This is a genomic window from Streptomyces lonarensis (genome assembly GCF_012033735.1).
GTDB classification, from domain to species: Bacteria; Actinomycetota; Actinomycetes; order Streptomycetales; family Streptomycetaceae; genus Streptomyces; species Streptomyces lonarensis.
This window is the reverse complement of the sequence record NZ_JAAVJD010000013.1, coordinates 1-21,570: the sequence shown is the minus strand read 5'-3', so window position 1 is coordinate 21,570 and position 21,570 is coordinate 1. Positions and strand designations below refer to the sequence as shown.

The following is a 21,570-nucleotide window of genomic DNA, read 5'->3' as shown; positions in this document are numbered from 1 at the left end:
CGCGGCTTACGGCTTCCTTGGGGTCGACTCACGGTCCTCGGTGGGAAGGCGGGCAGTACTCCGGTTCTCCTTCGGGGGCCACCCGGCTGCAGTACTGTGACTGCCATGCGTTTCGGGGTGCTCGGCCCGCTGGAGGTGCGGACGGCCGACGGCAGACCGGTCCGGGTCCCTGAGCTGAAGGTCCGTGGTCTGCTGGCGGCGTTACTCGTCCGCCCGGGCCGGCCCGTGCCGGTCGACCGCCTCATCGAGGACGTGTGGCCGGGCCGCGCGCCGGCGAATCCCGTGGCTTCCCTGCACAGCAAGGTCTCCCAACTCCGCAGGGCGCTCGAGAACGCGGAGCCGGGTGGGCGGCGATCGGTCGTCCATCGACCACCGGGCTACGCGCTCGACACCCCCGCCGAAGCAGTTGACGCCTGCCGGTTCCAACAGCTCACCGCGGAGGCCCGGGCGTCCGCCGAGCTTTCGGTGCGCGCCGGGCTCCTGTCGGAGGCGCTCGGACTGTGGCGGGGAGCGGCGTTCGCGGACTTCGCCGACGAACCCTTCGCTCGGGGCGCCATTGCCCGGCTCGCGGAGGAGCGCCTTGCCGCGCAGGAGGATCTCGGCGAGGTCCGTCTGGAGTTGGGCGAACATCACGAACTCATCGGCGAGCTGTCGGATCTCGTCGGCCGACACCCCTTGCGCGAGAGGCTGCGCAGCCTCTTCATGCGGGCGCTGTACCGCGCGGGACGCACCGCCGAGGCGCTGGAGAGCTATCGGGAGCTGCGCGGCCTGCTGGACGAGGAACTCGCGCTGGCCCCGGGGCCCGAACTCGTGGCCCTGCACCTGGCGATCCTGCGACAGGAGCCGCTCGGTGCGGCATCTCCCCACGGGCGCCCCCGCGGCGCGGTGCCGCACTCCCGGACGCCGCTCGACCCGCACCGGCGTCCCGCGGCTGACGAACGACACGAACCTCCGCCCGGCAACATCCCGCAGCCGCTGTCGGGCCTGATCGGGCGCGAGTCGGCCGTCGCGGAGGTCGGTCGCCTGGTCTCGGCCGAGCGGCTGGTCACGCTGACGGGCCCGGGTGGTGTCGGTAAGACGCGTCTCGCACTGGCGACCGCCACCCACCGGGCGGCATCCTTCGACGACGGCGTGTGGCTGGTCGAGTTCGCGGGCTCGCTCCGCCCGGGCGACCCGTCGGACGCCGGCACACTCGCCGAGGTGGTGATGGGCGCACTGGGCATCCGGGAGGGTACGGGGGCCGGGACGCTCCCCGTCCGCGAGCCCATCGCGCCGACCCGGCGCCTCCTCACCGCGCTCGCGACGAAGCGCCTGCTGCTCGTGGCGGACAACGGCGAGCACGTGTTGGCCGCGCTCGCCGACCTGGTGCAGTCGCTGCTCCCGCACGCCCCTCACCTTGCGGTGCTCGTCACCAGCCAGGAACCGCTGGGCGTGCCCGGCGAGACGGTGTGGGCCGTGCCTCCTCTCGAACTGCCGCCGGCTAAGACGCCCCGGGCTGTGCGAACCAGCACCGCCCGGGCGCCGGAACCGCTGCCGCCCGACGTCGACCCCGCCGTGCTGGAGCAGTACAGCGCTGTCCGCCTCTTCGTGGCGCGCGCGACCTCCGCGGACGCCGCCTTCGTGCTCGACGCCGAAACCGCCCCCGCGGTGGCGGCCGTCTGCCGTCATCTCGACGGTGTGCCCCTCGCCCTGGAGCTGGCGGCAGTGCGCACCCGCGCCCTGGGCGTCCGGACTCTGCTCGAACGGCTCGATGATCGACTGCACCTGCTGACCAGAGGGAACCCGAGCGGGCCGGAGCGGCAGCGGACCCTCAGAGCCATGATCGGCTGGAGCTGGGACCTGTTGGACGCCGCGGAGCGGACGGTCCTGCGCCGGTTGTCGGTCCATGTCGGCGGCTGCACCCTGGGAGCCGCCGAGCAGGTGTGCAGCTGGGGCGGGGTGGCCCCGCACGACGTGCTGGAGCTGCTGCCCCGCTTGGTCGACCGGTCGCTCGTCGTCAGGGCGGAGAGCGGTGCCGGAACACGGTACCGACTGCTGGAGTCCGTGGCTGCCTACGTACGCGAGCGGCTCGACGAGGCAGGCGAGACCGAGGTGGCGGAAAGCCGCCACCTCGCCTACTGCGTCCGGCTCGCCGAGGAAGCCGAGAGCCGGCTCGGCGGGAGCGATCAGGAGAAGGCCCTGGCGCTGCTCGACGCGGAGGCAGGCAACCTCGCCAGGGCCCTCGAGTCCGCCGAGAGGCGCCGCGAGCCCGAGATGGCGCTGAGGCTGGTGAACGCCCTCTCCTGGTACTGGTTCCTGCGGGGCAGACCAGAGGAGGCGAAGCGATCACTGGAAACCGTGGCTCGGCTCATCCACGGTGCGGATCGGTCGTGTCCGGCTGCACCCGGCCAGGACGAGGCCCTGGCCAGGCACGCCGCGTTCTCTCTTCTGACAGGCGAAGACCCCGCGGCCGTCGAGAAGAGCGCCAGGCCACTGCCTGCCCCGGAGTCCGTCGGCCCGCACCGGGCCCGCGCCGAGTGGTTTCTCGGACACGCCTGTTGGAGCGTGGGTGCGTTGGCTGCCGGGGAGCGCCGCGTCGAGTGGTCCTTGGACGTCTTCCGGGCCGCGGGGGATCGGTGGGGGGTGGCGGCGGCCCTCACGACCCGCGCCGCTCTCGCCATGGCGCGGGGCGATCTGGTCTCGCTGCGTCGCGACGGCGACGAGGCTTTGGCGCTCTTCCTGGATCTCGGGGACCAGTGGGGGCGGCTGAAGGCCACGGACATGTTGAGCGTGCTGGCGGAGGCGACGGGGGACTACGAGTCCGCGACCCGGCTGCACAGCGACGGCGTCGCCATCGCCGAGGCGCTGGGGCTGTGGTCGGAGGTCTCCCGCAAGTTGGCCGGACTGGGGCGCATGGCCCTGCTTCAGGGAGCTTACCCGCGCGCAGAGGAACTGCACGGCCGAGCACGCCTGCTGGCCGTCGAGCAGGCGAATCTTCCGGTCGAGCAGTACGCCGAGGTGGGCATTGCGCTGGGGGCGAGGAGGCAGGGGGACCTTGATCGCGCGGAGGCACATCTGCGGCCTTGGCTCGACTGGAACCGCGAGCGGGGTGCGATGACCGGACTGGCTCTGGTGCTGGCAGAACTCGGCTTCGTCGCTGAGCTCCGGGGCGACGTCGAGTCCGCGCTGGCCCTGCACGGTGAGGGGCTGTCCGCCGCGCGCAGCACCGGAGATCCGCGCGCCGTGGCGCTCGCGCTGGAGGGGCTCGCGGGGGCGCACGCCCTCGCCGGCGGTGCGGAGCGCGCCGCGTGGCTGCTGGGGGCGGCAGACGCCATGCGCCGATCCGCGGGTGCTCCGCTGCCCCCCGCGGAGCGCGGCGATGTCGAGAGGATCACCGCTGCGATCGGCGCGAGATTGACGCCGCCTCGGCTCAGAGCCGCGTTCGCTGCGGGAGGGCTGGCCGGCGCCGGCGCCGGAGACGCCCCGGAGGCGGTCGCGATCCCGGCAGGCGGGCCGGAGCGCCGACGATGACCGTGTCTCCCGCCCGACGGTGCCGATGCGTCATCCGACCGTTCCCGCCGCGCAGCCGTTCCTCGTGTGGTGAGATGCCTTCATGGAACGAGATGCATATCTGGTCCTCGGCGGCACGGGAAAGACGGGACGCCACGTCGCTGCGATGCTGGCGGAGAGAGGCGCGCATTCCCGGCCTGCCTCCCGTTCGGGAGAGAACCGGTTCGATTGGTACGACGAAAGCACGTGGGAACCGGTCGTCTCGGGCGTACGTGCCGTTTACGTCGTCGATTCGCAGCGGGGGGATTCGGCCGAGAGGCTGCGGGCCTTAGAGGTTGTCTCACGTGGTGGTGTTGGGAGCTGCGGCATGATGTCTCTTCGTGAGTGTCGATCTGTCGCAGCGGCTGGTTCCTGACGGTCTGTGGGAACTGGTTGCCCCGTTGCTGCCGTCGTTCAACTCTCGTCCGCAGGGCGGTGGGACGGCGCCGCTGGACGAGCGCGCCGTGTTCGCGGCTGTGGTGTACGTGCTGACCAGTGGGTGTGCCTGGCGGTATCTGCCGGAGACGTTCGGGGTGTCGCCCGCTACGGCGCACCGGCGGTTCACCGCGTGGACCGAGGCGGGACTGTGGCGCCGGTTGCACCGGGCGGTCCTGGACGAACTTGGCGCCCGGGGTGAGATCGACTGGACCTCGGTGATCGTGGACGCCGCGTCGGTGCGGGCGAGAAGGGGGGCTCGCTGACCGGGCCGAACCCGGTCGATCGCGGCAAGAAGGGCAGCAAGCTGCACGTGTTGTCCGAGGCCCAGGGCCTTCCGCTCGCCGTGGCCGTGTCCGGCGCGAACATGCACGACAGCCTCGCCCTCAAGCCGCTGATCCGCGCGATACCCGCCATCCGCTCCAGGCGCGGACCTCGTCGGCGCCGCCCGGTCAAGCTCCGGGCCGACAAGGCGTACTTCTCTGCTGACCACCTCTCCTGGCTGCGTGAACGGGGACTTGTCCCGCGCATCGCCAGGCCGGGAATCGAGTCCGGCGAACGTCTCGGCCGGCACCGCTGGAAGATCGAGAGATCGATCGCCTGGCTCTTCGGCTACCGACGGCTCACCGTCCGATACGAGCGAAAGGGCTCCCACTCTCTCGCCTTCCTCGGCCTGGCCGCCACGCTGACCTGCTACAAGAAACTCACGAAACTCACCACGTGAGACAACCTCTTAGCACGTCAGGCAATGGGCGAGCGGCGTGTCAGGCAGACCTGCCTGACGAGGCAGCCCCGACGCTCCCTCGCTACGCGGCCGCCTCCGGCGCCGCTCCACACTCCAGGTAGGCAGTCGCCCCGTTGGCACGGACCTCAATGCCCGCAGTGATGCGGCGCACGAGGCGAGGGATCGTGAGGTCCGGCAGCTCTCGGGAGTCGTGGAAGGCGTAACCGCGAAGCTCGTCGGCCTGAAGCTCGATGTGCCGGCACTCGTCCGCGGTGAGGCGCCCCCCGTCGAAGAGGTAGAGCACCTTGTCGCCCTCCCCCGGGTTCGGCGCCCAGTCCACGACGAGCAGACGGCCGATCGCGGGCTTGATACCGAGCTCCTCCTGGACCTCACGCACGCAGGCTTGCAGGGGTGACTCCCCCGTCTCGACGTACCCGCCGGGGATATCCCGATAGTCCTTGTACGAGGGTTCGACGAGCAGGACCCGGTCGGCGTCGTCGAAGAAGAGCGCGCCGGCGGCCATGCGCGGGTGGGCCATCTTCGCTTCGTGCTCGTTCTCGGTCACGGAACGGACTCTAACCGCCGACCACGCCGAGCCGACGAGCCAGGTCGGCCACTGGTTGGGACGGGCGGCCTCGGGTGCCGCGGATCCAGCCGATGACCAGTTCGCGGCTCAGGTAATGGTGGCGCACCTGCTCGGGTGCGGCTCGCTCGGCGTCCAGCAGAGTGGCCAGGGCCTCGTCGGTCCGGTTCCAGGCACTGAGGGCTCGGGCGACTTCCAGGCTGTGCCTCACGCGCCGTTCGACAGGCAAGCCGCTGGTGTCGATGCGCTGCCCGAGATCGGCCGCGATCTGGCTGTCACCGAGTTCTCCGGCGGTGGCGACGCAGTGAATGGCCACGTTGGTCGGGCCGAAGGCCGTCCAGAGGTGGTTCGCGTCGGCACCCAGTCGCTGTGCGACCTCATCCGCTTCGCGGAAGAAGGCCTGGGTGGTCGTACGGTCCTCCGCTCGGGCGGCCGCCATGGCGCCGGCGAGGAAGAGCGTGCCGTAGACCGAGAGGTATTCGTCGTTCGCGGTGCCCAGGCCGGGCTGCATGACGGCCGCCGCATCGTTGACCAGCTGGATCGCCGCGGTGAAGCGGCCAGTGGCCATCAGGCAGTGCGTGACCGCCCGGAAGAGCGAGCCCGTCACCGTGCTCTGGCCGCTCCGTTGCGCTGCCGCCAGGCCCCGGTCGGCGGCGATCCACGCCAGTTCCGACTCCCCGACCTTGCCCAGCACCATGGCCGCACCGTGGTAGGCCAAGGCGAGTTCGGCATGGGCCTCCTCCCCTTCACGCCCTAAATACGAGCGGGAGGCCGCGAGGGCGTCGGCGAGGACGAGGGGGAGCCGTCGGGTCGCGAAGCCGTACTGAGACACCTGGTAGGCGTCGAGGACTTCCTTCACTGCGTCCCGCAAGCCTTCCAGGGTCGGCGGTTCGTCGTCGGGTGGGAGCCCCAGCAGGGGCGTGAGCTGCTTGTAGTCCATGAGCGCATCCCGCAGAGCGGGTACCGTACGGCGACCGCTGTCACTCGACCACTCCAGGAGCGTCGGCTCGGCGAGGAGATCCCCGAGCGAGACGTCGAGAGCCTCGGCGAGTGAAGTGATCACCGAGAGGCGGTCGAGCTCGATCCGGTTGTTCTCCGCTTTGCTCAGCCAGTCCGTGGTGCGGCCGACGAGGCCGGCCAGGACCTCTTGGGAAAGTCCACGTCGGCGCCGGTACCAGGCAACGCGTTCGCCGATGGTCAGGTTCTCTGTCATCCCTCGCATGTCCTGAGCATCACCTCGTGGCCGGAATCGACCCCGGAAGGTTTTTCCGGGGTGCTGCGGGGCGCCGCGCCTACTGTCGCAGCAGACCGAGAAAGCCGCAGGGCGATGGTGGTAACTCCCCTCATTCCAGCGGGCATTGGCGATCGGTTCTGCTTCTCGACCGGGACGGAGGTGTGTGGAGGATGCGCAGCACGAAGACGGCGGAGCCATGGGGCGGACAAGGGCTGGGGCCGTTCGGCGTGGCAGTCCGCAAGCCGTACTCCAGAACGCGGTTCGCCACGGACGGCAGTGCCGTACTGAAGGTCTACGTCGGCATCGACCCCGAGGGCCGACGTCGACGGGAGGCCGCCACGGTCCAGCGTGCTGCCCTGCGCGGCATCTCGGTTCCGACCGTTCAGGCGACGGGATGCGACGAGGCCGGGTCCTGGACAGTGTTCCGGGCGGTGCACGGGACGCCATGCTCGGTGGCCAGCCGCAAGGCGACGGAGGACTACATCGGTCACGTCGTGGCGGTGAGCGGCATGCTTCACCGGCCCACTGCCGGCGCCACTCCTGGCCCCGGCTGGGCGGCACGGGCCGGCAGCCCTGTTTCCGCGAGCCATTTCCTGCTGGATCAGTTCTCGGCCCGCTGCCGGTGGCTGCCCTGGTGGGCCGTGTTGCGGGAGGCCCTCCCAACGATCGACGCCCACCCAACCGTCCACCTACATGGCGATCTCAAGCCCGAGCACCTCCTCGTCGACGGAGAGCACCTGCACGTCGTCGACTGGGAAGCGAGCGCCTGCGGCCCGGCCGTTCTCGACTACACCGATGTCGTCTTCCACCTCGTACGGGACCTGCTGTACGAGGACGTAGTACCGGCCCACATTCCAGTCGAGCTCGCGGACCGCTTGCCGTTCTGCGGGCCGGTGCTCGCCTGGCGTCTGCTCCTCTGGCTCGATCGCCGCCGGACCCAGGACATCGACCTCGTCACGACCCACGACATCGTCCGCCTCACCGCTGAAGAACGAGCCGTTTCCGCGTACCAGTCGCTCGCAGCGATCGTGGCGCATCTCCGCGCTGCCGGAGTCCCTCGCTGAATCTCGACCGCACCGCTCGTCCAGGCGTGCTGACGCCTGCGCTCATCCCCTTCTTCCCATCCCTGAACGGGAGTTCGTGATGCCTCGTACGAGCACGATCATCGGCAACAGCCACCTCGTCATCGACACCGCCATGGCCACACCGGACGCGACGACCATCGTCGAGCGGAAGGGCCTCGGCCACCCGGACACCCTCGCCGATCACCTCGCCGAGCGGCTGTCCCGCGCCTACAGCCACCACACCGTCGCGCGCTTCGGTGCCGTACTGCACCACAACTTCGACAAGCTCGCTCTCCTCGGCGGCGCCAGTGAAGTCCGTTACGGGGCAGGCGAGATGACCGCCCCGGTCCGTGTCCTGGTCAACGGCCGCGCGGCGCCGATGTGCGGGGGCGAGACGATCCCGGCCGAGGAGATCGTCGAGGCCGAGGTGCGGGCGTTCTTCGCCGAGCGGCTTCCCGAGGTGTCGGACCACCTCGACATCGTCTTCAACATCACCAGCAACTCCAGCCCGGGGGCGGTCCTCACCGGCGACGGGACTCCCGACCGCACGCGCTGGTTCAACCCCCGCTCCGTCGACGACCTCCGTGAGCGCCGTGTGCGGCTCTCGAACGACACGTCGCTGGGGACCGGCTGGGCCCCCGAGAACGCCTTCGAGTCGTTCGTCCGCGACCTGGTGAACCACTTCTCCGGCGAGAGCGAGTTCACCCTCTCCCACGCCTGGTGCGGATCCGACGTCAAGCTCATGGGCTTCTGGGACAGCCACGAGGCCGACATCGTCCTGTGCGTGCCTCAGAAGTCGCGGCACGTGGCCAGCCGGGCGGAGTACATCCGCAACAAGGAGTCCGTCCTGGCCGAGTGCCACCGGCTGGCCGGCCTTCGGCTGCCGGGCGCCCAGGCGCGCTTCCGGCTCAACGCCCGCGACGTCCCGGAGAAGGACGAGCTGTACCTGACCTATACCGGTAGCTCGATCGAGTCGGGGGACGAGGGCGTCGTCGGGCGCGGCAACCGAGTCAACGGTCTGATCACGCCGCTACGTCCGATGAACTTGGAGGGCGCCAACGGCAAGAACCCTGTCTACCACGTCGGCAAGCTCTACAACATCGCCGCGCAGCGCCTGGCCCACCGCCTGCACGAGACCACCGACGGGCACGCGGAAGTGCATCTGGTCAGTACCACCGGCCAGCGTCTGGACGAACCCTGGCGCATCCTCGTCCGCCTCTCCGCCCCGGACGCCGAGATCGACAAAGTGCAGGCCCTCGTCGCCGAGGTCCTGGGCGAGTTCCCCGCCCTGACCGATGAGCTCGTCTCGGACGGGATCGAGCTGAGCTGATGACGAAGCGGACGCTCGGAGAGACCCCCGCGGGGTGCAGGCAACGGCTGCTCGCGCACTACGGGCCCGCGGTCAAGCCGTGGCTCGACGCCGTCCCGGGGCTGCTGGCACGTGCGGCAGGGAGGTGGAAGCTGGCGCTCGTGGCGTACCACGACGCCGGCCACGCCTCGGTGATCGCGACCGCGGCCCGTCCCGACGGGCGTCCGCTACTCCTCAAAGCATGGGTTGATCCATCTCGTTTTCGCCACGAGGTGGAAGCTTTACGGCTCTGGGCCCGTGGCCCGACGGCGGAGGTCATGGAGGCCGCGGACGACCTGGCCGTGGCCGCGCTCGAACTCATCGGCGGGCAACCCGGCGGCGCGGATCGGCCGCGACGGGAGTTGCAAATGGTGGCGGCGGCCGTCCACGGGCTCCACACCTTGGGGCGCCACAGACTCCGGTCAAAGCAGCTTCCACTCCTCACCGACCACCTCGCCCACGACGTCCGTCCGCAGATCGAGCGACGGATGCGCGAACTCGACCTTGGCGGCTGGCAGCCCCTCGTCGAAGCAGGGTTCGCTGCCGTCGCCGATCTGGAGGAGGGCTCCCGCCGAGCGACGGTGCTGCACACCGACCTGTACCGGGAGAACGTGCTGTTCGACTGGCGGGGGCACCCCCGGCTGATCGATCCGCTCCCCGTGCTGGGCGACCCCGCGTTTGACTGGGCGTTCTGGACCGTCTACTACGAGCTCGGACGCGGGACGACCGCACGGCTGGCCATCGCCTCACGTACGTCCCGGGTCCCCGTCCCCGTGCTCGCACCCTGGTGCCGACTCCTGGCGGTCCACGGCCTCCTCTTCTACGTGGAGTCCGGCGACCCACGCGCGACGCACATGGCCACCGTGCTCAGCGAGCTTCTGGCGACAGCGACAACCCCTCGGAGCGGATCGTGACGACGTACGTCCTTCGCCATGGCCAGACCGACTACAGCAAGCGGTACCTCGTCAACGGCGACCCGGCCAAGCAGATCCTCCTGACCGACGAAGGCCGACAGTCGCTCAGCCGTGCGTGGAACGTCCTCCCCCTCCATTCCGTAACCACCTGGCTGAACAGCGAATTTCCACGGGCTCGGCAGACCGCCTCGCTCCTCATGGGCGTCCCCTCGCCCGAGCTGGTTGTCGACGCCCGGCTGAACGAACTCGACTACGGGGAGTGTGAGGGCAAGCCCTTCCTCGACTACGCGGCCTGGCTCGACGAGCACGGTCCGCGTCGGCGCCCGCCGGGCGCCGCGGAGTCGCAGCACGGGCATCCGCAGGCTGCTCACCGGCGTGCTCGCCGCTCTGGAGCACCCAGGGCCCCGCGTCCTGGTCGGGCACGGCCTGCTGGTTTCCGTCCTCCACTGGCATGGAGATCGCGCGGCCGGCGAGTCCATGCCGCTGTTCTTCCCCGAGGCTCCCTACATCGAGCCGCTCGCCATCGGCGACGACGATCTTTCCCTCTTGGTCACGGAGCTCATGGATGATCTTGAATCGGCCACTCTGCGCGAGATCACCGCCGATGGTGACGCGTCGATATTGCGGATCGGTGAGGGGCCGGCGGTTGCTACCGTCGATGCGGTATCCCCATCCCACTCGCCGGATAAGAAGGATCTTCCTCATGCATGATGCCCGCGCCCTGATTGAAATGGGTGCCGAAGCGGTACGTCGGCTCGCTCGTCGCGGTTACTCCCTGGACCTGTCCCGGCTGGAAGACCTCCAGTCCCGGCGCAACCAGAGCATCCGCTCGGCCGACGAGCTGCGGGCGGAGTCCAAGCGAGTGGCGAGCGAGGTCCAGCAGACGGCCAAGCAGGGTGGGGACATCTCCAAGCTGAAGGAGCGCGCCCGCGAGCTGAAGGACCAGATCCGCGACATCGAGGCCGCGCAGGAGAAGGTCCAGGAAGAGCTCACCGAGCTCCTACTGACCATCCCGAACCTCCCCGACGACGAGGCCCCGGACGGCGACTCGGAAGAGTTCGCGGTCGAGATCCGGCGCGTCGGCAACCCACCGGCGTTCTCGTTCGAGCCGAAGGACCACGTCGACCTGGGCGAGGCCACCGGCATCCTCGACTTCGCCCGCGCCACCAAGCTGTCCGGTTCGCGCTTCGCTGTCTCCCGCGGCGCCGGCGCCGCCCTGGAGCGCGCTCTGGCCACGCTCTTCCTCGACATCCACACGCGCCGCCACGGCTACGTCGAGCACGGTGTCCCGTACCTGGTGACCCGCAAGACGATGACCGGCACCGGCCAGCTGCCGAAGTTCGAGGAGGACCTGTTCAAGACCGGCGCCGCCGATCGCGACCTGTTCCTCATCCCGACGGCCGAGGTCCCACTGACCAACCTCTACGCCGACGAGATCATCCCGCCCGCCGAGCTGCCCCTGGCCCTCACGGCCCACACCCCGTGCTTCCGCTCGGAGGCCGGCTCATACGGACGCGACACCCGCGGCCTGATCCGCCAGCACCAGTTCTCCAAGGTCGAGATGGTCAAGATCGTCGACCCGGAAACCGCGGACACCGAGCTGGAGACGATGGTCGGGCACGCCGAGGCGTGCCTGAAGGAGCTCGGCCTCGCCTACCGCGTCGTCAAGCTGGCCGCCGGCGACACCGGCTTCTCCGCCCAGCTCACGTACGACATCGAGGTCTGGATCCCGAGCCAGAACACCTACCGAGAGATCTCCTCGATCTCCAACTTCGGCACCTTCCAGGCCCGCCGAGCCAACATCCGCACCCGCGGCGAGGACGGCAAGCCCAAGCTCGTCGCCACCCTCAACGGCTCCGGCCTGCCCGTCGGCCGCACCCTGGCCGCGCTTCTCGAACAGTGCCAGCAGCAGGACGGCTCGCTCGTCCTCCCCGAATCTCTCTTCCCGTACCTCGGCTCCCGCCGGATCTCGGCGGACGGAACACCGGAGGCATAAGTGCTCGTCGGCGTCTGCGACTTCCCCGGTAGCTACGCCTTTCCACCCGCCGGATACGGCGGGATCGAACGATGGCTGTGGGCGGTCGCCGTAGGCGCCCGAACCGCAGGCGCCGACGTACACCTCCTCGGGCCGAGCTGGCTCACGGACCTGGAACACGACTGGGTCCGCAAGCCGGTCCGCCTGGAGGACCTCACTCCCGGATCGCTCGCCGAGCGCGAGCTCCGCAGCGCCGGATACGACCTCCTGGTCGTCGGGCACGAATACCCGTCGCTGCCGGCCTGGACGCGTACCTGGAACAAGCTGGACTGCGACATGGCCACGTTCCAGCATTCGCCCGTCTTCCAGCACACGGACACGGCCTTCGACGGCAAGCGGTCACGGCTCTACTGCTACTCGCCCGAGATGATCGAGCGGTACGCAGCCCACCAGCCGATCCCCGAACTCGCCGTCCACCTTGGCCTGGACGAGGAGGAGCCGCCGGCTGTCGCCGGTAGCGACCTCATATGGCTCGGCCGAATAGACGAGGAAAAGGCCCCGCACATCGCCGTCCGAGCCGCCCAGATCCTCGGACGCCGGATCCAGATCGTCGGACCCGTCTTCGACGACGCGTACGTACGACGCCACCAACGCCTCTTCAGCGCGGACCACGTGAAGTGGGTCGGTGAACTCGGCGGCACCGCCAAGACGGCTGTTATCCGCGACGCCTCCGTCTTCGTCTACACCTACGCCCGTGCATACGTGGAGGCCGGCGCCGCGGTCTTCGGCGAGTCTCTCCGCGCCGGCACCCCCGTGGCCGCGCTCACCTGGCGCGAGGGCACATGCGCCCAAGCCGCTCTGTGCGATCAGACCGGCGTGGTTGCGGTGGCCGACCCTGCCGTGGACGACGAGACGGCAGCGGAACTCCTCGCGCGGGCGATCGAAAGGGCTGAGGACCTGAAGTACGCGGTGGTCCAGGAGATCGGGATGAACCGCTTCGATCCGGCCCGCCACTTCAGGGCGATGGCGAGCCGGCCGTGATGTCGAGTCATCCCAGAGAACGCCCGTTCGTGCCATCACCTCCTTCAGGCGTCCTCATACCTGAGGTCCTTCAGCGCATCCTCGGGGCCCACTGGGAGTTCACCGTCTCCGACAGACAGGTCAAGATCGAGCACGCACACAGAGGCTCCCCATACCGTCCGCCTCGTCAGGCGCCGTCGTGGGAGGAACTACTGGCGGGGCTCACGACGGGTTTCGCGGCGCTAGGCGTCCCGCAGGACACCTGCCTGCCGCTTCAGTGGGGCCGCGAGACCGAGTTGACGATCTCAGCAGTCCAAGCCCTCGATCCCTATCTCAAGGACGGGCGTCCGGTGACCTACCGCAGCGGCTTCCTGCCTCAGCCTGTTGTCCGCTTCACCGGACAGCGCGACGCATCGGGTGATCTTCGGCCAGGGTTCCTGACCTCGTTCGTCAACGTCTCCCGTGTCCAGCCGATCCAGCACATGGACGAGTACGGAGGAATCTTGGACGGCTGGTTCAGCGTGCTGTCACGACTCGGTTTCCACGCGCGCCACATCAGCGTCCACGGCACACTGACCACTTGGAAGCGCCGCCAAGTCGAGGGCATCACACTTCGCTTCAAGCACTTGGACCTGCCTGTCGGTGACATCGTCCTCCTGTGGAACGCCGACAACCCTGCCCGTCTGGCCGTGGACCTCGGTACCGGTCTTGAGCGACTGGCCTGGGCACGGACTCGGTTGGGGTGGAGGGATCTCATATTCGGCAGGTTCGCATCCCTGGCCCCACCACCGACCCTGGATGCCGTCCGCACCGCCACTCTCCTCCTCGCGCACGGCATCCGTCCCGCCTCGCGAGGAGCAGGCGGAATCACTCGCCGAGTGATCGCAACGGTCGATCCTGGTGCGGCGAGGTTGGGCGTCAGTTCCCTGGTTCGCGCGTCGTACCGCTACTGGCGGCTGTTCGGCGAGCTGAAGGCACCTTGGCCAGCCGTGGCCATGGCAATGGAGGAGGAGCTGGGTGCCTGAAGGGCTGGCCGTTCGCGTCGCCGTCGGCCAGACCGACTGGGACTATCGGCGCCGTCCGAACTGTCGTTCGGCGGGTGCCGTGGGTGCCGCTGCAGGTTGTGGATTCAGGTGAGCCGACACCGAAGACGTCATGGTCGAGCGTCGGCGAGCAGCCTCTGCCCGGCGGTTGGGCACAGGGTTTCGGCTGGTGTGCTGGATGCGAGTGGTCAGGACGCGGGCGGGCTGACGGGCGGTGTCTAGTGCCGCATCAGGTAACGTTCGCCCTGTCGATGATCTCACGGAGGCGTTCGTCGGCGGCGTGACGGTTTCGCCAGATGATGTAGCGGCGGATCATGCTGCGCTGCTCTTTGTGGCTGGTGTGGTCGGTCCCGTCGAGGGTGAAGTAGCGCAGGGCGGTGAACTGGGCCTCTATTCGGTTCAGCCAGGAGCTGTTGGTCGGGGTGTAGGCGATCTCCACGTTGTTCGCTTCCGCCCACGCCCCCACTCGCCGGCACCGCTTCGTCGTCAGGTGCGGTGAGTAGTTGTCGCAGAGGATGGCGCGGCCACCCTCATGCTCGCCGCCGGGGTCGACGTGAAGATCGTCTCCGACACCCTCGGGCACAGCGACACCCGGATCACGCGCGACATCTACCAGAGTGTCCTGCCCGAGGTGGGCAGGAACGCCGCCGAGGCCACCGCCAAGCTGGTCCCTCTCCAGCGCAAGATTGAGGAAGAGAAGAAGGAGAAAGAGAAGGCCGCCCGCAAGGCCGCGAAGAAGACCGGCAAGGGCAAGGCGAAGCCCAAGTCCGGGAAGAAGGCCAGGCCGGAGAGCAAGACGAGGAAGCCTCGGAAGTAGGGCACTGGGCGCTCCCGCTCACGCATCGCTCACGCAAGCCATCTCGCGGCACCCCGGCTGTGTGACTCGTCATGCCCGAGCAATACAAAAGGCCAGGTCACGGGCTATGTGACCTGGCCTTTGCCGGAGCCGCCTAAGGGAATCGAACCCTTGACCTACGCATTACGAGTGCGTCGCTCTGGCCGACTGAGCTAAGGCGGCGTGTTCCGGGGCAAGTCTACACACGTCCCGGAGTGGTCCGTGCGGGCCTCCGGGGGCGGGGCGGGTGGCGTCCCGTGGCCGGTGGGAGCGAGGGGTGGAGTCCGTGGCGACAGGTGCAGCGGCGGGGTGGGACGGGGACCGGCTCTGGTACGCGGCGTACGGGTCGAACCTGCACGTCGAGCGCTTCGACCGCTATCGGCTGGGTGGGGAGCACCCGGGCGGGGCGCGGGTCTACCCCGGGTTCCGGGACGCGTCACCCCCGGCGGGGACCGTGCCGTTGACGCTGACCGGCGCGGTGTACTTCGCCACCGAGTCGCCGATCTGGCACGGCGGCCGTGCGTTCTACGACCCCGACGCCGAGCCCACCGGCGGCGGTGGGACGGCGGGTGTCGCGGCGCGGGGGTACCTGCTCACCCGCGAGCAGTTCCTCGACCTGCTCGCCCAGGAGATGTACCGCCTGCCCGGGGACGGCCCGGAGCCCGACCTGGCCGAGGCGGTCGCCACCGGCCGTACCCGAGCGGGGGACGGTCGGTACGAGACGGTGGTGCGCGGCGGGGAGGTGGAGGGCCTGCCGGTGCTGACGTTCACGGCGCCGTGGGGCGTGCGCGATGTGCCGGGGAACCCGCCGTCCGCCGCTTACCTGCGGCACCTGCTGGCCGGGCTGATCGCCGCCCACGGCTGGAGCGTGGCACGGGCTGCCGCGTACCTGGTGGCCTGCCCCGGCGCGGTCGGGCACTGGCGCACGGACGCGGTCGCCGCGCTGGCGGAGGGCAGCTGACCGGCGGGCCAGCGGGCCGGGGGACCGGGCGGCGGGCGGCGGGCGAGCGCGGGCGTCGGGCCCCGCCCGGGGTGGCATGGGCCCACCGGGCGGGAGCCGTGTGCTCGGGTCGCGGGCCCCGCTCAGGGCCTGCGCGCCGGTGGTTCCTCCGCGTGCAGGGCAATGCGGTCGAGTCGCAGGCCCCCGTCGAGGGTGAGCAGCACGTCGCGCCGGGCGTCGGCACTGCCGCCCGGTGCCGGCGCACCCGCCTGCGCGCCGGGCAGCCGCGCCGTCCGCTCGCGATAGACGTACCGGTCCGGGGAGGCGTCGTCGAAGACGATCCGCGCGGCTCCGGCGTCGGCGGGGGCCGAGAGCCCGCCGTCCCCGGCCGGCAGCAGCTGGACGGTGACGGTGCCCCGACCTGCGGCGCGGGCGGTGACGGCGGCCGCCGCGCCGATGTCGCAGTTCCGGAAGAGCAGCCGGCCCGGTGCGCCGGGGTCCGCCGGGGCGACCGCGTCGCCGTCGGTGCGGCTGAGGTCCACCAGCTCGGTGCCCCACTGCTCGTCGTAGTCGGCGGCGGCCAGGCCGCGCACGGCGGCCGGGTGCGGGATCGGCGCCTCGCCGGGCACGTCCAGGGTGGTGGTGGCGCGGATGTCATCGGAGGCGGCGCCGACGTCGATCGCGTAGCGTCCGGCGGTCACCGTCCAGCGGCGGCGCGCGGTGTCCCAGTGGCCCAGCTCGGCCAACTCCACGGTGGCGCTGACCCGCACCGTGGCACCGGCCTTGATGCGGACACGGCTGAAGTCGAGCAACTGGCGCTTGGGGCGCGGCACATGGGGGTCGTGGGCCCGGCCGTAGAACTGCACGACCTCGTCAGCCGTCCGGCCGCCGGTATTGGTGACCTCGCAGCTGATGTGCAGCTGCGCGCCGCCGGTCGGGTCGTCCGGGGCCGGGGCCGGGGCCGGAGCCGGGGCAGAGGGAGAACGCGAGGGGTCAGTGCCGGCGGGTGCCAGGGTGACGGTCGGGGTGCCGTAGCGGAAGGTGGTGTAGGAGAGCCCGTGGCCGAAGGCGTACAGCGGCGTCGCCTCGCTGTACAGGTAGGTCTGCCGCGAGCCGATGATGTCGTAGTCCAGCAGGTCGGGCAGGTCGGTGTCGCGGGCGTACCAGGTCTGGGGGAGCCGCCCGGCGGGGGAGACGTCGCCGGCGAGGACGCGCGCCAGCGCCGAGCCGGCCTCCTGTCCGCCGTGCGCGGTCCACAGCAGCGCGGGGAGCGCGGCGTCGGCCTCGGGCACGGCGTACGGGTAGGAGGAGCAGAGCACCAGCACGGTGCGGGAGTTGATGTCGTGCACGGCACGCCACAGCCGCTGCTGGTGCTCGGGCAGCCGCAGCGTGGTGCGGTCCTCGGTCTCGCGGCCGTTGACGTGCGGGTCGTTGCCGGTCACGACGACCACGGTGTCGGCGTTGCCGGCTTCGGTGGCAGCGGCGGCCACCCCGTCCAGCGTGGTCTCGACGGTGAGGACGGTGGCCTGCTCGACGCCGAGCGGCGTGCCGTCCGGGGTGGCGACGCGGCCGCCCTCGGGCGTGAGGCACAGGTGGCCGCCGCTGGCGAGGTGGTGGAGCAGCCGCTGCGGCTCGGCGGCCTCGTGTCCCGGCCGGACGGTCTCGCCCGGGACGGGCAGCAGCCGGAAGGTCTCGCGGACGATCCAGCCGCCCGGTTCGCGGGACGAGGCGCGCAACACGCCGTCCTCGCCGGCGGCGAGGTACGGTCCGCCGGGCAGCCGCAGGGTGAGGACGCCGTCGCCCCAGTCGTCGACGACGAGTTCGGTGGCCTCGTCGGCGGTGCCCTCGACGACGCGTTGCGGTTCGGCGGACGTCGTGCCGGCGGGCGGCAAATCGGCGGGCGTCGGATCGGCAGGTGTTGTCCCGGGGGTGGGTTCCGGCGGTGCGGCGGCGCTGCCGGGGGTGGCCGGTTCGGTGACGTCGGCCGGGTCGGGGACGTGGAGGCCGCCGGTGGTGGTCCGCAGCCGTATCCGGTCGTTGCCGTCGTGGTGCCGGACGGCGGCGGAGCCGTAGCGGGCGCGGATGCCGTCGAGCGGGCTGATCGCGTAGGGCGGGGTCCCGCTGTACCAGTCCAGCCGGCAGGAGTCGGCGAGCGGACCGACCACGGCGATCTGGCGGGCCTCGGTCAGCGGCAGCAGGCCGTCGTTGCGGAGCAGGACGACGGCCTTTTCCGCGGCTTCCCGGGCCAGCGCGCGGTGGGCCGGGCGGTCGACGGCGCCGCCCGCCGTCCAGGGGTCGTCCTCGGGGTCGAACTCACCGAGCAGGAAGCGCATGTGCAGCAGCCGCCGGACGGCGGTGTCGATGTCGCCGCGGTCGATGAGGCCGAGGTCGAGCGCCTGGTGCAGCCGGGCGGTCATGGTCGTCGGGTCGTCGCCGTGGTCGGTGAAGCTGTCGACGCCGGCCCGCAGCGCGGCGGCGGTGGCCTCGGCGTGGGTGGCGAGGTAGTGCTCGGAGTCGACGAGGTTGGAGGGCGCGCCGGCGTCGGAGCAGACGACCAGCGGCAGCTCGGTCCACCGCCGAAGCTCGCCTGCGAGCAGCGGCGAGAGGTGGTTGGGCCGGCCGTTGACCAGGTTGTAGGCGGGCATGACGCCGGCGACGGCTCCGGCCCGCACCGGCCGGCGGAACGCCCGCAGGTCGTACTCGTGCAGGACGCGGGGGCGCACGGAGGAGGAGGTGGTGTCGCGCCGGGTCTCGTTGTTGTGGGCGAGCCAGTGCTTGAGGACGGGGGCGGTGCGCCAGAACTCGGGGTGGTCGCCGCGCAGTCCGCGCGTGTAGGCGGTGGCCATGGCCGCGGTGTGTGCGGGGTCCTCGGAGTAGCCCTCCTCACCGCGGCCCCACAGCGGGTGGCGCAGCAGGTTGACGGTGGGGGACCACACGTTCAGTCCGACGGCGGTGTCATCGCGTCGCTTGGCACGGATCTCGGTGCCGACCATCTCCCCTGCGCGGTGCAGAAGTTCGGCGTCCCAGGTCGCGCCGAGCCCGACGGCCTGCGGCAGGACGGTGGCGGTGCCCGCCCAGGCGACGCCGTGGAGCGCCTCCTGCCCGGTGCGGAACGCGGCCAGTCCGACGCGCGCCACGGCGGGGGCGTACTGGTGCAGCAGGGCGACGCGCTCGTCGGTGGTGAGGCGGCCGAGCAGCTCCTCGACGCGCTCCGCGGTGGTGGGGCGTCGGGGGCCCGGGGGTCCCGCGCCGGGGTGTCCGGGCGCGAGCCCTCCGGGCTCGCCGGCGGGGCTGCCGGGCCCGGCGGGAACGAGCGGTGCGCCGTGCGCGCCGGGTGTGGCGTGTGCTCGGTGGTCGGTCACGGGCGGTCCTCACATGCGGCGGGTGCGTGGGAGTGCGGGGCCGGGCGTGACGCCCCGGTGGTGCGCGGTCGTCCGATCGTGCGGCCGGGACCGACTGTCCCCCGGGACCGGCCGTCCGCCGATCCCCCGGCCGTCGGCCCACCGACCGCGACCCGGTGGCCCACCGACCGCGCCTCGGTCGCCGGCCGGCCGCGTCGCGGCAGGCCTCCACCTCCCGCCCGGACAGCCTCCACCTCCCGCACAGCCCCCGCCGCCCGTGCCGGCCACGGGGGAGCGCGGTCGGCAGCGGCGCGGGGTGCGGTGGGACGGAGCCGCGCACGGCCGTGACGCTCACTGCCGCCGCGCCGCGGGCCCGAAGGGGCGCTCGGCACAACGGAGTCGAAGCGCTTCGATCGTGAGCCCGTCCTCACCCGCTGTCAAGGGGGCCGCGACGGGCAAGCCCGCACGAGTGCCAACACCGCTACCAGGGCGCGCAGTTGAAGGATCGGAATAACGCTGCACGGCTCTTGTGCGCCGCGGAGGGCTCAACCTAGCCTTCGTCGACATCGAAGCGCTTCGAGCGCGATCCGCATGGGATCGCTCCCATGGCGCGCCGTCAGCTGAACGTGCGGGGCTCGTCGCCTCCGCCGTCGAAACGCTTCAACGGCCTTCGTGCACCCCGGGCCGCAGCTCTCCTGTTCGAGCCGACACGCGCGCCCCGTCCCGATCCGGCGCGCCCCCGAAGGGTTGACGCCATGACGACGAAAGCCTCCGCTCCCAGCCGCCGGACCTTCCTGACCTCGACGGCGGTGGCGGCGCTGGCCGTCTCCGGCGCCGGGTCGGTGCTCACCGCGTGCGGCAGCGGCGGGGGCGGCGGGGCGTCCTCCCGCGAGGGCGCCACCGCGGGGAAGGCGCTGCGCGACCTGCTGCCGGAACACATCCCCTCCGACCTGGTGGAGCCGGACTTCGCCGGGGTGGACGGCTCCAGCCCGGGATTCACCCACCTGCCCGACCCGTTGGCGACCTCCGTGCCGGAACCCCGGGGCAGCGGCGCGACGTTTCGCGTCATGACGCCGCTGTGGGGCACCGTCCCGCGGCGGGAGAACGACTACTACACCGCGGTCAACGAGGCGTTGGGCTCGACGCTGACGTTCGACCCGCAGGACGGCAACACCTACCAGGAGAAGATCGGCGCGGTCCTCGCCGGCTCGGACATTCCGGACGCGGTGACCATCCCCGGGTGGAACATGCAGGGGCAGATCCGCAACGCGATCACCTCCCGGTTCGCCGACCTCGCGCCGTACCTCGCCGGCAGCAAGGTCCGCGACTACCCCAACCTCGCCAACATCCCCACCGCCGCCTGGCAGTACTGCGTCTTCGGCGGCGCGCTGCGGGGGTTGCCGATGCCGGCGCCGGTGCTGGGCGACGCGATCTTCTACCGCCGCGACATCGTCGGTACCGGTACGCCGCCGGGGAGCGCGGACGACCTGCTCGCGTTCGGCGCGGAGTACACCGACGCGCGGGCCGGCCGCTGGGCGTTCGACGACCTGTGGACCGGCATCCAGAAGATCTTCGGCGTGCTGCCGGACGCCCCCTCCTACTGGCGGGAGGAGGGCGGCCGGCTGGTGCACAAGATCGAGACCGAGGAGTACCGGGAGGCGCTGGCGTTCGCCCGCAAGCTGCACGACCAGAAGTACGTGCATCCGGACGCCGAGGCCAACAAGGACGCCGACGCCAAGATGCGGTTCACCGGCGGCCAGGTGCTGATGTACAACGACGGCACCGGCGGCTGGAAGGGCATGGTCAGCGAGCAGGGCGACGACTTCGACATGCAGCCCGTGGACTACTTCTTCCACGACGGCGGCGCGCCCCGGCTGTGGCAGGACCCGGCGGCGTCGATCTTCACCTTCCTCAACAAGGACCTGCCGGAGGAGAAGATCCGGGAGCTGCTGGCCGCCGCGGACTTCGCCGCCGCGCCGTACGGCACCCGGGAGTTCATGCTCACCTACTACGGCGTCGAGGGTGTCCACCACGAACTGTCGGACGGCGTGCCGGACTTCAGCGAGCAGGGGTTGCAGGAGGCGCAGCCGGCGACGCTGGTCTTCCTCGCCTCGCCGCCGCACACCGTCGCCTTCCCCGACGAGCCGCAGCTGGTGGAGGACTACGCGGGGTGGATGGCGCGGCAGGCGCCCCACGTCAGCCAGCCGTTGTTCTTCGGCATGCAGGTGGTGGAGCCGCAGCGGTACGCGACGCTCTACACGCCCTTCGACGACCTGCAGAAGGACATCCGCCGGGGCCGCAAGAAGGTGTCCGACCTCGAACAGGCCGTCTCCACCTGGCGGAACAGCGGCGGCGACGAGCTGCGCGACTGGTACCAGGAGCTGCTGGAGAGCAACGGCTCCGGAAACTGACCCGCGCCACGTCCGCACCGACCGGGAGGAGCTGAGGTTGAGCCCGAACCCCGCGACCGATGCCGCCGGCGACGGCCCGGAGCCGCCCAACGGCGGGCAGCCCGCGGGCCGGGCCGGGGACGCCGCACCGACGGCGCCGGTCACCGTGCCGGCGGCCGGCCCGACGGCCCCGGCC

15 protein-coding genes, 1 tRNA gene and 3 pseudogenes are annotated in these 21,570 nt (G+C 71.1%); 13 read left to right on the top strand and 6 right to left on the bottom strand.

The window, feature by feature from the left end; all coding sequences use genetic code 11:
- Positions 1-105: 105 nt before the first annotated feature.
- The gene (locus HCN56_RS03715) at positions 106-3,510 is read left to right on the top strand and encodes an AfsR/SARP family transcriptional regulator (protein ID WP_209312313.1); all 3,405 of its coding nucleotides are present in this window, start codon (positions 106-108) and stop codon (positions 3,508-3,510) included.
- 359 nt (positions 3,511-3,869) lie between these two features.
- Positions 3,870-4,687 (top strand): IS5 family transposase gene (locus HCN56_RS03710; RefSeq protein WP_376770836.1). Its coding sequence is split into 2 segments (ribosomal slippage): positions 3,870-4,212 and positions 4,212-4,687, totalling 819 coding nucleotides; the frame shifts between segments, so codons are not numbered across the junction.
- Positions 4,688-4,769: 82 nt separating this feature from the next.
- Here HCN56_RS03710 and HCN56_RS03705 read toward each other — a convergent pair.
- Entirely contained in the window at positions 4,770-5,252 is a 483-nt protein-coding gene (locus HCN56_RS03705; RefSeq protein WP_312871027.1) for an NUDIX domain-containing protein, read from the bottom strand.
- A 10-nt stretch (positions 5,253-5,262) separates the two neighbouring features.
- A complete protein-coding gene (locus HCN56_RS03700) occupies positions 5,263-6,483 on the bottom strand; it encodes a helix-turn-helix domain-containing protein (protein ID WP_167968008.1) in 1,221 nt (406 codons plus the stop codon).
- Positions 6,484-6,674: 191 nt separating this feature from the next.
- Between HCN56_RS03700 and HCN56_RS03695 the strand changes: the two genes are divergently transcribed.
- The 8 genes and pseudogenes from HCN56_RS03695 (at position 6,675) to HCN56_RS03665 (ending at position 13,850) form a co-directional block, all read left to right on the top strand.
- Positions 6,675-7,568 carry an aminoglycoside phosphotransferase family protein gene (locus HCN56_RS03695; RefSeq protein WP_167968007.1) on the top strand — a complete coding sequence of 298 codons (894 nt, stop codon included), beginning with the start codon at positions 6,675-6,677 and terminating at the stop codon, positions 7,566-7,568.
- A gap of 79 nt (positions 7,569-7,647) precedes the next feature.
- Positions 7,648-8,898, top strand: coding sequence for a methionine adenosyltransferase (locus HCN56_RS03690; protein WP_167968006.1), 1,251 nt, complete (start codon positions 7,648-7,650; stop codon positions 8,896-8,898).
- Positions 8,898-9,830 carry an aminoglycoside phosphotransferase family protein gene (locus HCN56_RS03685; RefSeq protein ID WP_167968005.1) on the top strand — a complete coding sequence of 311 codons (933 nt, stop codon included), beginning with the start codon at positions 8,898-8,900 and terminating at the stop codon, positions 9,828-9,830. Before HCN56_RS03690 ends, HCN56_RS03685 begins: the two co-directional genes overlap by 1 nt.
- Positions 9,827-10,153, top strand: a pseudogene (locus HCN56_RS27170) (histidine phosphatase family protein); the annotation flags it as partial. The gene HCN56_RS03685 and the pseudogene HCN56_RS27170, both read left to right, overlap by 4 nt.
- A gap of 52 nt (positions 10,154-10,205) precedes the next feature.
- Positions 10,206-10,541, top strand: a complete 336-nt coding sequence (locus HCN56_RS27165; protein ID WP_312871032.1) for a hypothetical protein — start codon at positions 10,206-10,208, stop codon at positions 10,539-10,541.
- The gene (gene serS, locus HCN56_RS03675) at positions 10,534-11,826 is read left to right on the top strand and encodes a serine--tRNA ligase (protein ID WP_167968004.1); all 1,293 of its coding nucleotides are present in this window, start codon (positions 10,534-10,536) and stop codon (positions 11,824-11,826) included. The genes HCN56_RS27165 and serS overlap by 8 nt, the downstream gene beginning before the upstream one ends.
- The gene (locus HCN56_RS27160) at positions 11,827-12,846 is read left to right on the top strand and encodes a glycosyltransferase (protein ID WP_167968003.1); all 1,020 of its coding nucleotides are present in this window, start codon (positions 11,827-11,829) and stop codon (positions 12,844-12,846) included.
- A 329-nt stretch (positions 12,847-13,175) separates the two neighbouring features.
- Positions 13,176-13,850, top strand: a complete 675-nt coding sequence (locus tag HCN56_RS03665) for a hypothetical protein (protein ID WP_167968002.1) — start codon at positions 13,176-13,178, stop codon at positions 13,848-13,850.
- 42 nt (positions 13,851-13,892) lie between these two features.
- Here the strand turns inward: HCN56_RS03665 and HCN56_RS26105 are convergent.
- Both HCN56_RS26105 and HCN56_RS03655 read right to left on the bottom strand, forming a co-directional pair.
- Positions 13,893-14,090: pseudogene (locus tag HCN56_RS26105) on the bottom strand (mobilization protein); the annotation flags it as partial.
- Between the two features lie 7 nt (positions 14,091-14,097).
- Positions 14,098-14,388: pseudogene (locus HCN56_RS03655) on the bottom strand (IS630 family transposase); the annotation flags it as partial.
- Between the two features lie 12 nt (positions 14,389-14,400).
- Here HCN56_RS03655 and HCN56_RS03650 point away from each other — a divergent pair.
- The gene (locus HCN56_RS03650) at positions 14,401-14,685 is read left to right on the top strand and encodes an integrase (protein ID WP_245245878.1); all 285 of its coding nucleotides are present in this window, start codon (positions 14,401-14,403) and stop codon (positions 14,683-14,685) included.
- A 127-nt stretch (positions 14,686-14,812) separates the two neighbouring features.
- On the opposite strand, the gene HCN56_RS03645 is transcribed toward HCN56_RS03650, so the two are convergent.
- Positions 14,813-14,886, bottom strand: a tRNA-Thr gene (locus HCN56_RS03645).
- A gap of 103 nt (positions 14,887-14,989) precedes the next feature.
- Between HCN56_RS03645 and HCN56_RS03640 the strand changes: the two genes are divergently transcribed.
- Positions 14,990-15,664 (top strand): histone deacetylase, encoded by a 675-nt coding sequence (locus HCN56_RS03640; protein ID WP_167968001.1) that lies wholly within the window; start codon positions 14,990-14,992, stop codon positions 15,662-15,664.
- Positions 15,665-15,786: 122 nt separating this feature from the next.
- Here HCN56_RS03640 and HCN56_RS03635 read toward each other — a convergent pair whose 3' ends face one another.
- The gene (locus HCN56_RS03635) at positions 15,787-19,005 is read right to left on the bottom strand and encodes a glycoside hydrolase family 3 C-terminal domain-containing protein (protein ID WP_167968000.1); all 3,219 of its coding nucleotides are present in this window, start codon (positions 19,003-19,005) and stop codon (positions 15,787-15,789) included.
- A 734-nt stretch (positions 19,006-19,739) separates the two neighbouring features.
- Here HCN56_RS03635 and HCN56_RS03630 point away from each other — a divergent pair.
- Positions 19,740-21,395, top strand: coding sequence for an extracellular solute-binding protein (locus HCN56_RS03630; RefSeq protein ID WP_209312311.1), 1,656 nt, complete (start codon positions 19,740-19,742; stop codon positions 21,393-21,395).
- Positions 21,396-21,570 lie beyond the last annotated feature (175 nt).

Coding starts and splice junctions, on each gene's coding strand:
- HCN56_RS03715 (WP_209312313.1), top strand. CDS start 106: ATGCGTTTCGGGGTGCTCGGCCCGCTGGAGGTGCGGACGGCCGACGGC.
- HCN56_RS03700 (WP_167968008.1), bottom strand. CDS start 6,483: ATGACAGAGAACCTGACCATCGGCGAACGCGTTGCCTGGTACCGGCGC.
- HCN56_RS03695 (WP_167968007.1), top strand. CDS start 6,675: ATGCGCAGCACGAAGACGGCGGAGCCATGGGGCGGACAAGGGCTGGGG.
- HCN56_RS03690 (WP_167968006.1), top strand. CDS start 7,648: ATGCCTCGTACGAGCACGATCATCGGCAACAGCCACCTCGTCATCGAC.
- HCN56_RS03685 (WP_167968005.1), top strand. CDS start 8,898: ATGACGAAGCGGACGCTCGGAGAGACCCCCGCGGGGTGCAGGCAACGG.
- serS (WP_167968004.1), top strand. CDS start 10,534: ATGCATGATGCCCGCGCCCTGATTGAAATGGGTGCCGAAGCGGTACGT.
- HCN56_RS03650 (WP_245245878.1), top strand. CDS start 14,401: ATGCTCGCCGCCGGGGTCGACGTGAAGATCGTCTCCGACACCCTCGGG.
- HCN56_RS03630 (WP_209312311.1), top strand. CDS start 19,740: ATGACGACGAAAGCCTCCGCTCCCAGCCGCCGGACCTTCCTGACCTCG.